Annotated in this window: 9 protein-coding genes and 1 pseudogene; 2 read left to right on the top strand and 8 right to left on the bottom strand. The window is 55.8% G+C overall.

Annotated elements, in window-relative coordinates; all coding sequences use genetic code 11:
• Positions 1-3 precede the first annotated feature (3 nt).
• Positions 4-987 (bottom strand): agmatinase, encoded by a 984-nt coding sequence (speB, locus tag ED661_RS19480; protein WP_122076242.1) that lies wholly within the window; start codon positions 985-987, stop codon positions 4-6.
• 273 nt (positions 988-1,260) lie between these two features.
• Between speB and ED661_RS19475 the strand changes: the two genes are divergently transcribed.
• A complete protein-coding gene (locus ED661_RS19475) occupies positions 1,261-1,698 on the top strand; it encodes a nuclear transport factor 2 family protein (protein WP_254054899.1) in 438 nt (145 codons plus the stop codon).
• 466 nt (positions 1,699-2,164) lie between these two features.
• On the opposite strand, the gene ED661_RS22445 is transcribed toward ED661_RS19475, so the two are convergent.
• From ED661_RS22445 to ED661_RS22025, 4 genes are all read right to left on the bottom strand, one after another.
• Complete coding sequence (locus ED661_RS22445) at positions 2,165-2,350, bottom strand: ion channel (RefSeq protein WP_122076238.1); 186 nt, start codon at positions 2,348-2,350, stop codon at positions 2,165-2,167.
• 294 nt (positions 2,351-2,644) lie between these two features.
• Positions 2,645-5,668, bottom strand: a complete 3,024-nt coding sequence (locus tag ED661_RS19465; RefSeq protein WP_216822472.1) for an efflux RND transporter permease subunit — start codon at positions 5,666-5,668, stop codon at positions 2,645-2,647.
• Between the two features lies 1 nt (position 5,669).
• Positions 5,670-6,776, bottom strand: a complete 1,107-nt coding sequence (locus ED661_RS19460) for an efflux RND transporter periplasmic adaptor subunit (protein WP_122076236.1) — start codon at positions 6,774-6,776, stop codon at positions 5,670-5,672.
• Between the two features lie 145 nt (positions 6,777-6,921).
• Positions 6,922-7,290 (bottom strand): hypothetical protein, encoded by a 369-nt coding sequence (locus ED661_RS22025; RefSeq protein WP_162930199.1) that lies wholly within the window; start codon positions 7,288-7,290, stop codon positions 6,922-6,924.
• Positions 7,291-7,477: 187 nt separating this feature from the next.
• On the opposite strand from ED661_RS22025, the pseudogene ED661_RS19455 reads away from it, so the two are divergent.
• A pseudogene (locus ED661_RS19455) lies at positions 7,478-8,490 on the top strand (IS5 family transposase).
• 271 nt (positions 8,491-8,761) lie between these two features.
• On the opposite strand, the gene hisD reads toward ED661_RS19455, so the two are convergent.
• From hisD to ED661_RS19440, 3 genes are read right to left on the bottom strand one after another with little or no spacing between them, the layout of a single operon-like run.
• Positions 8,762-10,030, bottom strand: a complete 1,269-nt coding sequence (gene hisD / locus ED661_RS19450) for a histidinol dehydrogenase (RefSeq protein ID WP_122076234.1) — start codon at positions 10,028-10,030, stop codon at positions 8,762-8,764.
• Positions 10,027-10,746: an aspartate/glutamate racemase family protein gene (locus ED661_RS19445; RefSeq protein WP_122076232.1), complete on the bottom strand. Its 720-nt coding sequence runs from the start codon at positions 10,744-10,746 to the stop codon at positions 10,027-10,029. Before ED661_RS19445 ends, hisD begins: the two co-directional genes overlap by 4 nt.
• Complete coding sequence (locus ED661_RS19440) at positions 10,743-11,933, bottom strand: DegT/DnrJ/EryC1/StrS family aminotransferase (RefSeq protein ID WP_371412468.1); 1,191 nt, start codon at positions 11,931-11,933, stop codon at positions 10,743-10,745. Before ED661_RS19440 ends, ED661_RS19445 begins: the two co-directional genes overlap by 4 nt.
• Positions 11,934-11,940 lie beyond the last annotated feature (7 nt).

Here is an 11,940-nt window from a genome sequence, read left to right as displayed (position 1 = left end):
ACCTCACGCTTCTGAGGCCAGGCCCTCGCGGGCGTGGAAGATAAAGCCAATGAAGTTGAGCAGCAGCTGGGCCGCCAGAATTTGGGTGCTTTCGCTTGGATCATAGGCCGGCGCGACCTCCACCAGATCAATGCCCACCACGTCACCGCGTTGGGTCAGCCCCTGCAGGATCTCCAGCACATCGTAGTACAGAAACCCACCATGGCTGGGGGTGCCGGTGCCGGACGCGATAGAGGGGCAGAAGCCGTCGATGTCGATGGTCACATAGTAGCGTGCGCCGGCCGGTATGCGGTCAAGAACCGCCTCGCAGCCCAGTTTTCGTACCTGACGTACCGACAGGATGTCAGAGCCGCGGGCCCGGGCATCGTCGTAGCCTTCCTTGGCCGTTGAGGAGACATTGCGGATACCCAGCTGGGTCATGCCGGAAACATAGTCTTTTTCGATGGCGCGGCGCATGGGGTTGCCATGGCCATTGGTTACGCCATGCCGAGTGTCAACAAAATCCAGATGGGCATCAATCTGCACCACATGAACCGGCCCATTCTTTGCGCAGTCCTCCGCAAAGGCGTTGATACAGGGGATATTGATGGAGTGGTCGCCACCAATGGTGACGGGCAGGGCACCGGCATCAAGGATTTTCCGCACGCCAAATTCGATATTGGCGTGGCTTTCCTCTGTTTTGGTATGGATGATATCGGCATCTCCAATATCCACCATCTTTACATCGGCCCCCAGATAGGTAGCGTCATCCTCGTGGTCATAGGCCCCTGCATGGCCAAAGCTGAACAGGGTAGAGGCTTCGCGCACCGCACGGGGACCAAACCGCGCCCCCGGGCGCCATTGGGTGCCAAAGTCAAAGGGGGCGCCAAGAATGGCGACATCGGCATCAATCGCATCCCAATCCGCAACATAGCTGGATTTCCCAAAGGTTGAGATCCCGACAAAGGGGAGGTTCAACCGCCCGGCCTCATATCCATTTTCTGACATTTTTGCATCCTGCTGATCTGCTGGTGTTCAATAAAGATGATGACGGATTTCACGTGTCACGACCAGCAATTCGTTCGTAAGTATTACGATCAGTGGTCAATTACGCGGCTGGGATGTTTCTGTTTTTGATCAACGAGTAAACCGCCTGTTGGTCGAAAATTAGGATATGCAAGTTATTGATTTTACCTGTAGCCTGCCACTGCCTAAGTTCGCGTTACTGGGGGCATCCTTTGATAGGGCGGAGTGGAGAACTAACAGAGGTTTGACCAAACCATGACTATGACAAAACGGGACGTTCTTGAACTGTGGTTTGCAGAAGTCTGGGACGCACGCGATATCTCCTTTTTGGACAAGCTTCTCGCACCTTCCCTGGGGCAGGAGGATACGGTCTATGGAAGCCTGGCCTTGCGCAAGGATATCCCCTTACTGGTCGAAGTTTTCCATCGGCTCATCGGGCCGATGAAATCGGAAATTCTCGTCTTTCTGGAGGATGGTGACTGGGCCTGCGTCAATTACCGCACGACGGCCTCTGGCCCGGACGGGGATACCCCTATAAAATTGGATAGCCTGCTTATGTTTCGTTTTGATCAGGGGCTGATCGCCGAAATGATCTCGAGGATAGACAGTCTGGCTTTGTTTGAACAGCTCGGACAAATGCCCCCTGATACTCTTCTTGGCTGCTTTTCTGGACAAAGCCTGACCTGGAAGTAACCGCGGTTTTGGTCTGCTGACCTATGTGCACGTTGGTTAGACTACAGCACAGGGGCTGGCAGGCGGGATAGAATTCTGGTTCGGAGATCTTTGGTATTCGGAGTTCAGGCGGCTTGTGCTTTGTATCTGCACTGCGCTGCCGAACCCCACTGATCGGCCACCGAAGCGGCTAGTCCTGGAAAGAATTTGCTGCGCAGCTTCCATCTTCTCGGAACATCCGAAGGCTATCCCTGAACCGGTCTGCGCGGTGTGCGCAAAAAAATGCACTTGGCCGGGCTTTAGGTCCTATGACCGCTCGCAGCCCAAAGCCGTCATCTGAGGACCCCTTGCAGGCAAAGCTGCTTCTGCAGGATGGATTTAAAGCGGACCTTGACCAAAGGAACTCAATTCACAATCCGCTACTAGACTTCTTTCGCCTCTGTTGTGCTCCGCCAACATTCATCCAAGGAGAACTCTCTACCTCAGACTACCCCTTGAGGTCAGATTTCTTCGCATCCAAGGTTCTCGTAAAAAAACCAACTAAGAATGCCGTTATCGCACCGAACATTAAGATGCCGCTGACTGATGCCATAGCTCCAAAAATGCGGAAATGTTTGACAAGGGTGAGATCATCATATCCAACCGTCGAATAGGTCTCGAGGACGAAGTAGATTGGTGCTTCGTGTCACGGTAGAGCACCAATGAGCCAGAAGAAAAATGCCCAAAGATAAATCTGCAAAGTGTGCGACACTAGGAACATCAAAAACAATCCGGATGTTCTAAAGAAAAATGTCCAAAAGGATGTGATCTCCGCCAATGGCGGTTTCTCCTTGAGGTGTTTAACAATTAGTGCCGCAATACAAAGATGAGGAACCGCGCAGAGAATGATCATTAGCGACCCAGCGGCGAGCTCTAAAAGACCGAGATTTAGAGTTCCCCGCTGGATTTAGGATGTTTCGCAAACCTCTCATCGATCCGGAAACAACAGACGATAGGACAGAGGGACAAAGATCAGCGACAGAGGCGAGGCAAACAACAAGCCACCAATCATCAACGTCGCCATGGGCTCAAATAGGGCGCCGCCAACAAGCGCCATCGGCAACAGCCCTAGGATCGTTGTCAGTGACGTCAACAGGACCGGGCTCAGCCGTTTTTTGGAAGCCGTGATGATCGCTTCATCCAAAGGCTGTTCCCCACGCTCAATGTCGATCTGATCTATCAACACGATAGCATTATTGATGATGATCCCCATGAGCGACACCAACCCGAGTATTCCAAAGAAGGATAGCGGCTGATTGGTAAGGAGCAAGGCGAGCGGCGCGCCAACTACGATAAGAGGTATAGTCATAAAAGTTAGTGCCACCCGGCGTGCCGAGTTGAACTGGTACACAAGCGCGGCAATCATGGTCATGAGCGCATAGGGCATGCCAGCAAGGAGGTCTGCATTGGATTCTGCTGAATCCGCACTTTCCCCTCCAATCACCACTGCGTAGTCAGGCCCTAAGTCCAGTGCCGCAATGGTGGGTGCAATCAAGGCCTCGACCTGAGCTGCTGGCAAGGTAGCGCTTTTGCCAGAAACAACGATCTGCCGTTTCTGATTTTCGCGACGTATTTGCGCCAATTCCAGCCGGGGCTGAAAGACTGCAACCTGATCCAATGCAACAAGACCATTCTCTGTGGAGATCGACATGTTAAACAGATCTTCCAAGCTGTCCCTAAAAACATCTTCGGCCCGGACGACGATCGGGATCTGATCTGATTGGTCTCGATAGACCGAGATTTCGGTGCCGGAGAAATAGGCTTGCATCACATTGGAGACATCTTGCGAGGTCACCCCCAACTGACGCGCCTTTTCTTGCAGAAGATCAAGGCCAACGGTGATGGTTTTGTTTCCCCAGTCGTTTTGGTTGAGGATCATGGAAGGCACGCTGTCAAAAGCCGTCTCAATCTTGGCTGCGGCCTGCAACAACACATCCGCGTCGGGGCCGGTTATCTCAACTTCAACAATACCGCTTTCGCTGCCTCCCATAGACAATCGGGTGACCCGTGCACGCACCGCCGGGTGGTTTTCAATCAGGTAGCTCCGGGCCCGGTCTGAAGCGGTGACTGCGTCTTCGAAGCTGTGGGTATTGACCACAAAAAAGGCGCTGGCCGGATCCGTGTCCGCGGGTGACAGCGCAAGATAAAAGCGCGGGCCACCATGACCAACAAACAGGGTGGTATTGGCCACGCCAGGGTTTACTTCTGGGTCTCGCAGCCATTTTTCGATCAAAAGCACCTCTTGCTGGGTCTCGGTGATCGAGCTGCCCTTGGGCAAGTCCACATAGATCAGGAATTCTGATCGCTCTGACAGTGGAAACATCTCAGACCGCAGGGACCCAAAGCTTGAAACGCCAAACGCAACCAAGAGGTAGCTTACCACTACTGCCGGTATCCCGAATCGGATGAAACGTCGGATGAGGCTTCCGTAGGCTCGCACGAGCAGGCCTTCGCTCTTATCCTTTTCCGGTTGAGGCCGCAGCAGGTTCGCCGCCAGGAAAGGCAAGATGTAGTGCGCGGTCAGCCAAGAGCCGGCCAGCATGATGGCCACAACAGCGCCCAGAGAGAAGGCGAATTCGCCCGATGTACCTTCGAGGATGAACATCGGCATGAAGGCCGCCACAGTGGTCACAGAAGCAACGGCGAGTGGGATGAAGAACTGACCACTTGCTGCGATTGACGCGTCTTTGGGAGAGGCCCCCTGGCGGATGCGGGCCGCGACATCTTCCACCACCACTAGCCCGTTATCAACCAAAAGCCCGAGTGAAATGATCACAGCGGCAATGGAAATCTGCTCCAGATCAATGCCAAAGTAGGACATGGCCAACAGAGCAAAGGTCACAGTGAAGGGGACGATGCTTGCGATGATCAAAGCCGGGCGCAGACCGAGGAACAGCAACATCACAACAATGACAACAGCAAATGTCTGGCCGACGTTGGACAGGGCACCGTTAATTGAAATGGTGACATTGGTTTCCTGAAAGGTCGAGATACTGTAGGACATGCCGACGGGCTGGTTTTGTTCAAGCGCCGCAATCTCGCCGTTCAGACGTCTGCCCAGCTTTTGCACATCGTCAGTGTCAGACATTTCGACGCTGACAAGAACCGCGGGTTGACCGTTGAAGTAGACTGGCTTTTGAACAGGGTCGACATAACCACGCCGGACAGTCATCAGATCACGAAGCTTTACGATGTCTCCCTGTGGCAGTTTTGTCAGGACCTGCTCAATCTCTTCTATCGAGGTGAGGTTGCCGTCAGTTTCCAAAAGAATAGAGGTGCCATTCGCGTCGATGCTTCCTGCTGGTAAGATAACATTCTGCGCACTCAGATCATTTAGAACCTGGGGGAGTTGTACCCCGACACTTGCCAGGCGGCGACTGTCCAGCTCGAGCCATATGCGTTCATCCTGCTCACCGGACAGGGTGACTTTGGTAACGCCGTCAACCTGATAGAGACCAGTCTGCAAATCTTCGGCGGCGTCTGAAATCTCTGCATAAGAAAAGCCTTCACCGGTCACCGCAATGGTGGCAATGGCGACGTCGCCATAGTTGGTGTTCACAAAGGGGCCCTGCGTTCCCTCGGGCAGCTCTCTGGGGGTGCTCTCCATCCGGGTGCGGATATCCGTGAACACCTGTTCCAGATCAGCAACCGGAATGCTGTCACTGACCATCACGCTCATGGTCACCTGGCCGGTGACAACAAGGGTCGAGATATCATCGACTTCGCCGATTTCCCGAGCCGCGCGTTCTAGCGGGATCGCAATCAGGTTTTCCATTCGCTCGGGCGTCATGCCGGGGTACATCGCTGTAATGTTTACAGCCCGGATGGTGATTGCCGGGTTTTCCCGCTTGGGTAGGCCAATAAAGCTCATCCAACCGATAAGCAGCAGGCCAATCATGGCGAGGATTGTCAGGCGGGATTTCTCGATGCCAAATCGTGCAAGCCCCTCCACCTCAATTCTCCTCAGCTGTCAGCAAGTTGACCTTCTGACCTTCTTTAAGAAAGGAAACACCAGCCGAGGCCACAAGATCACCTGCGTCTAGACCGTCAATCACAATGACTGAATTTTCACGGATCCCTGCGACGGAGACGTCACGACGCACAACCGTGCTGCTGTCAGGGTCAAACAGGTATACTCCGGCCTTTGAAACTTCGGCGTCCTGGATATTGGTGTTGCCGCCTCCGTCCTTGATGATGGCGCTCAGCGGCACCAGAAAACCCTCGGCCTCAGGAAGAGGCAGCTCGATAGAGGCTTCAACCGCCATGCCAGCTTTGAGCAATGGGTTTTCCTGGGTGAGTTCCAGCACAATTGGGAAGCTTGAGACCGCACCTGCGCGTGAACCGATTTCGCTGATTACGGCTGGCAAAACAATGTCAGGGCGATCAGCAAGCCGAATTTCAGCCCGTTTGCCAACAACAAGCTGGCTAACGGTGTCGAAATTGACCGAGAAAAACACTTCAAAAGAGTCGGCTGGATAAAGCGTGATGATTGAAGCGCCTGCTGCCACATTTGAATAGGATGTCACATCGACAGAGTTGATGATCCCGTCCATATGGGCCGTGAGCACTGCTTTGGAGAGGTTTTCCTGCGCGACTTCCAGCGATGTCTGACTCTGGAGAAGAACTGCTTCGGCCTGATCAGCGGCAGCCTTGGCGTCATCCGCTGCCACACGGGTGGTACTGCCGCGCTCAAGCAGTTCTGCCTGGCGCGCACTTGTCTCCAACGCATTCCGAGCGGCGGCTTCGGACTGGCTGACAGCTGCTTTTGCGGTCTCGACCTGCAAGACAAGTGAGGTTTCGTCCAATCTCGCGATCACCTCACCTTTGGCGATACGTTGGCCAACGTTAAGGTCAATGGCGGATAGGGCGCCGCCGGTTTCAAAGGACAATGTGTTAAGTTCGGATGGTTCAAGCACCGCTGGAAAACGTCGGATGTTGGAGCTTTCCGTGGCCTCAACAGTGTGTACTTTTAGCCCACGAATGACCTCGTCAGTCTGGACGTCTTCTTCTTTGCACCCCAACAACAAGAGGCAGCCTAGAATGAGCGAAACGCGAAACATATTTGGTCCTTTATCCAAAACGAACGAAACCTCTACTGCGGAGAGGGCACAACTCTTTTGCCCTTCGTAGACGTCACGATGTCTGAAGGGGTATTGATACTACATGAGCGCAGATTGCTGTTGTCTGGATCAAACAAAATGGCGCTTATTGACCGTCGATCAACTCGTTAGCGATTTCAAACATTTCGCCTGGGCGAATGTGCACGATCGTTTTGTTCTTGAGACGCTTAGAGGCTAGCAATCCAGTACTGTCAGTTCCCGTCACTTTTCCGTCTGCTCCATAAAGGTAACGAATACCTCCACCAGGTAGAAGTACGCGGACTGTGAAGGATCCATCCTCTTTTCGCAGCGTTTCAAAATGGCAATCTGACAGAAGCTGCCCTTCTTGAGCACTACAGGGAAGGTTCCCAATGGAGTCTTGGCCATCTGTTCCGGCAACATTGGCCGCGATAGCTGGAATACCTAGTGACAAGGTGAAACCTAGGGCGAGGGTGGTTATTGCCATAATGCGCATGAGTCGTTCCACTTAAAGAATAGTAGAACCATTACATTGACCACAAGAACTGTAAAGCAAACGCTGAGGTTTAAGGACCGCCTCAAAGGACGTAATAGAAGCTTCACCTTAATGCCTCCCCTTGGCTTTGTTGCGCAAATGGTTTGAGAGGATTCACGTTGTGGATCCAGCATGATAGCTGGAGGCCATGAGCAGTTGGACACCTACGAAGTACAAGACCACAAACTGGTCGACCTACAACACGGCATTGAAGCGTCGTGGATCGCTGGCAATCTGGTTTGATCCCGAGATGGTTTGGGTGCCGCCGCCAAACGGCAAACGCGGTCGGCATCAGAGTTTCAGCGATGCCGCGATCCAGACCTGCCTGACGCTGAAAGTGTTGTTTGGCATGCCGCTCCGCCAGACCTCTGGCTTTGTCGAAAGCCTGTTACGGCTGGCAGGGTTGGACTGGGCGATGCCGGATTACAGCACGCTGTGCCGCCGACAAAAGACGCTGAACATGCGCCTACCGTATCGAGGCGGCAAAGGCCCACTGAACCTCCTTATCGATAGCACCGGCCTCAAGGCCGAGGGTGAAGGCGAATGGAACGCGCGCGAGCATGGCGGCCCAAAGCGCCGCATTTGGCGCATGATACACATTCACTGCCCGGCAGGGTCATGCATTGCACGATCCCGAGAGGGGGAACGACGAGGAAACGCTGGAGGTTCGAGCCGTCGAGGTCACCACCAGTAATGTCGGAGACGCGCCCATGCTGCCAGACCTGCTGGATCACATCCCGCCCGATCAGGACATCGGATCAATGACCGCTGATGGGGCCTATGACACGCGCAAATGCCACGAGGCGATTGCTGTAGGTGGTGCTGACGCCATCATTCCACCGCGCAAAAACGCCAAGCCCTGGAAGCCGACGAGCGCTGGGGCCATCGCCCAAAACGAAGCAGTCAACGCATCGCGATACCTAGGCCGCGCGATCTGGCGAAGAGGGAGCGGATACCACCGCCGAAGCCGGGTCGAAACCACCCTCTCGGGATCACGCTACGCATAACCCTGCCGGGCAGCGGATGCATTGTGTGAAACTGATGGGCCAGCGCCTCATGGCGAGGGACTTCGACCGACAGGTCGCCGCGCTTCAGACCCGCATAGCCGTCCCAAACGGCTCCACTAGGCTCGGAACACCCGCCACAGAGGCCGTGGGGTAAGTCCTTCTGGGGAAAGGGGAACCTCGCTCAGAACTCGATTTGTGCAACAGAGCCGAGCCGGTATCCGATCATGGCGATCGTAGAAAGAGCGGTCACGCCGATCGCTATGAACAACGTGTTCTGTGCCCGGTTCATCTTCTTTGGCAGGACAAAGGCAGATGACATTGAAGCCATGTTCAGACTGGCAAACCGGTACGGCTGCCTCCTTGCCCAAGCCGAACAGGCTAGGACAAGGCGCAGCAGAAGGGGAGATGGGGTAAGATGCCCCGTTTCAGGCTCCGGTCAGACGCATCTCAGCGGCGCGGGCGTGGCCCTCCATGCCCTCCATACGGCTAATTCGAGCGGTCCTTTGCGCCAGTTCGTGTGAGGCTTCAGAGTTACACCGTTGCCAGGTCACTGTCTTGGTGAACTTGTGGACTGACAGACCGCCAGTGTAACGCGCGGCACCACTGGTGGGCAGGACGTGGTTCGGTCCTGACGTTTTGTCACCGAAGGACACGGTCGTTTCCGCGCCAAGGAACAGTGATCCATAGGCGCCGAGCTTATCCAGCCACCAATCAAGCTGGTCCGCCTGTACGTGGAGGTGCTCTGGCGCGTAGCGATCGGACACGGCCACTGCTTCTTCCCGTGTGTCGCACAGGATAACCTCAGCCCGGTCTTCCCAAGAGATACGGGCCGCTGCGCCATTAGGTTCCGGCAGGTCGGCGATCAGCGTGTGGACACGCTCAAGCACGCCTTCGGCCAGGGCGCGATCGGTGGCGATCAACCAGACGGGGCTGTCGGTACCGTGTTCGGCCTGGCTGACCAGATCCCAGGAGACGGTTTCGACCGAGGCCGTGTGATCAGCAATAACCAACGAGTCCGTCGGCCCGGCAAACATGTCGATGCCGACATCACCAAACAGCATGCGCTTCGCTTCCGCGACATAGGAATTGCCGGGGCCAACCAATATATCCGCAGGCTTCCCACCAAACAGCCCCTGGGCCATGGCGGCGATCCCCTGAACCCCGCCCAGATTCAGGATAAGATCGGCACCACTTAGATCCATTGCATAGACGATGGCATCAGGGATGCCCCCTTCACGCGGCGGCGATACGGCAGTGATATGGGGAACCCCGGCAACCTTGGCTGTAGTGATTGTCATCAACGCGCTGGCGATGTGGCTGTAGCGTCCCCCAGGGACATAACAGCCTGCACAGGACACCGGGATCTGCTTCTGCCCGGCGATCAAGCCAGGAATGACCTCGATTTCGCATTCCTGTACCGTCGCCTGTTGCGCCTCGGCGAAGCGGCGAATATTGGCGTAGGCAAAACGGATGTCGGCCTTCACGTCCTCAGGCACTCTCGCGCAGGCTGCAGCGCGGTCGGCATCGGACAGGACAATGTCGCTCTCCCATCGGTCGAGCTCTTTGGCATAGCGGCGCACAGCCTCTTCGCCGTCGCGTTCGATATTTGTCAACATGGAGCTGACAACCTCGCGGATACCGGTGTTTTCCAGTGCAGGACGGGGGGCGGCTTCTTTCAAATATGTAACGGTCACGGGTTCACTTCCTGTGAAAGGGTGTGGTCATGGATCGCATCTGCCAGCACATCAACAGTGTCGAGGGTTGGAAAATCCTCTGGCAGATCGCGCGCGATAAGTGAGAATTCGGAGCAGGCGACAAACAGGATGGCCGCGCCCTTGGTGGTCAGTTCATGGGCCGCATCGATCAGGATTTGGCGTGCGCGCGCTGTCGGACCCTTTGCTTTGATCTCTCGAATGGCAGAGAGCATGCGGTCGCCGTCCTCTGGCCAGAGCGGCTGCAACCCGGCTTGTCTGAGAGCCCCGTCAAATACGCCAGCCGATTGTACCGCAGGGGAAGCCAGAAACCCGATGTGTTGACCCGGTCGCAAATGACAGGCGGCCTTGGCAACTGACAGATCAATCATGTTCAGAAGTGGAATCGTGACGGCTTTGGTCACGGCGCTGGCATAGTGATGCGCCGTGTTGCACGGCATGCCCAGAGCAGTGGCACCTGCGGCCTCGAGCCGCTGAGCCATGGCCGCCAGAGTCGGGCCGGGATCCTCTCCGGTCTGGTCAATCAGATGGGCAATGCGCGACGGGATCTGCGGATTCATGTCGATCAACAGCGGTAAATGATCGGAATCGTCTCTGGCGGCTACGGTTGCCAATACTCGCTGTTGCAGCAGGACCGTCGCTTCAGGGCCCATGCCGCCCAGAATTCCGACCACGCGTCTGGATGCAAACCCCGTCATGTCGCCACCTCATCCACCACGTCGCGGATAATCTTGGCGATCAGGGCGCAGTCTGCTTCTGAAAATGTCAGGGGAAGGCGCATATCGAACAATGTCGATAGCACTGAATCTGTCGTAGGCAGGGCCTGCACCGGGATATACCGCCAGGTGCCATGAGAGGAGGTAAAGCCGGAAGGTTCCGACCCGCCGAACCATTTCAGATCAACCCCACGCTCGGAGGCCGTGGCAAGCACCCTCTGGCATCGAGCAGCGGAAAAAGCCGGCAGGCGGAACTGGATCGAAGATCCGACCGGCTGTTCCGCGACTGGACGCATGATCAATGAGATATGCGGCGCATCGCACAGACCGTCCTCGATAATTCTGTAGCGCCTATTCCAGCGGGTGATTGACTGGTCCAGCCGTGCAAGCTGCGGACGCAGAACGGCGGCGCGTAACGCATCCATGCGGGCCGAACAATTGGGCATGTCTAGCCGGGCATCAGCAAAGGCGACGTCATCGGGGCCAGCTCCGTGGCGTCCGTACAGCATGTAACTTCCTGACAGGATCGTTGCGCGGGCCGCCAGATCCGCATTGTCAGTTGTCAGCAAACCGCCTTCGCCGGAATTCATATGCTTGTAAGTCTGGGTCGAGAAACAAGCCATCGCTCCGAAATTACCTGAACGCTTGCCATTCCATGTTGCCCCCATGGTATGGGCGCAATCCTCGATCACCACGACATCCCTGTCGTCGCAGATCTGCATGAGCCTCTCCATGTCGCAGAGATGTCCACGCATATGCGACACCAGCAGAACCTTTGCGCCGCTGGTATCGATTTTCTGTTCCAAGTCGGTCAGGTCCAGACGCAGGGTTTCGTCAATTTCGACCAGAACCGGATTGCCCCCGACCGCCGCAATCGCACCAGGAACAGGGGCGAGCGTGAAGGCATTGGTCAACACCGGCGTGCCGGGTGTGACTCCGCAAGCGCGCATGGCAATTTGCAGGGCTTGCCCCCCGGAGGTGACCGCAAGGCAAAACGCGCTGCCCTGCCATTCGCGATACGCGGCCTCCAGAATGGCAACCTCGCCGGGTTCACCTTCGGCCAGGTTATAGCGATGCAGGCGGCCGGTATTCAGCACGGCCACTGCGGCATCCACAGCTGCGGCAGGAAGCGCTTCCTGTTGCGTGAATGATCCTGTGAATTTGCACACCACGGTG

Origin of the sequence: Pseudophaeobacter sp. EL27 (assembly GCF_900313025.1) — a bacterium.
Lineage (GTDB): Bacteria > Pseudomonadota > Alphaproteobacteria > Rhodobacterales > Rhodobacteraceae > Pseudophaeobacter.
This window is presented reverse-complemented; position numbering and strand designations above follow the sequence as displayed.

What these genes read in the sequence shown, in the direction of transcription:
- speB (WP_122076242.1), bottom strand. Translation starts at nt 987, where the DNA reads ATGTCAGAAAATGGATATGAGGCCGGGCGGTTGAACCTCCCCTTTGTC.
- ED661_RS19475 (WP_254054899.1), top strand. Translation starts at nt 1,261, where the DNA reads ATGACTATGACAAAACGGGACGTTCTTGAACTGTGGTTTGCAGAAGTC.
- ED661_RS19460 (WP_122076236.1), bottom strand. Translation starts at nt 6,776, where the DNA reads ATGTTTCGCGTTTCGCTCATTCTAGGCTGCCTCTTGTTGTTGGGGTGC.
- ED661_RS22025 (WP_162930199.1), bottom strand. Translation starts at nt 7,290, where the DNA reads ATGCGCATTATGGCAATAACCACCCTCGCCCTAGGTTTCACCTTGTCA.
- ED661_RS19445 (WP_122076232.1), bottom strand. Translation starts at nt 10,746, where the DNA reads ATGACGGGGTTTGCATCCAGACGCGTGGTCGGAATTCTGGGCGGCATG.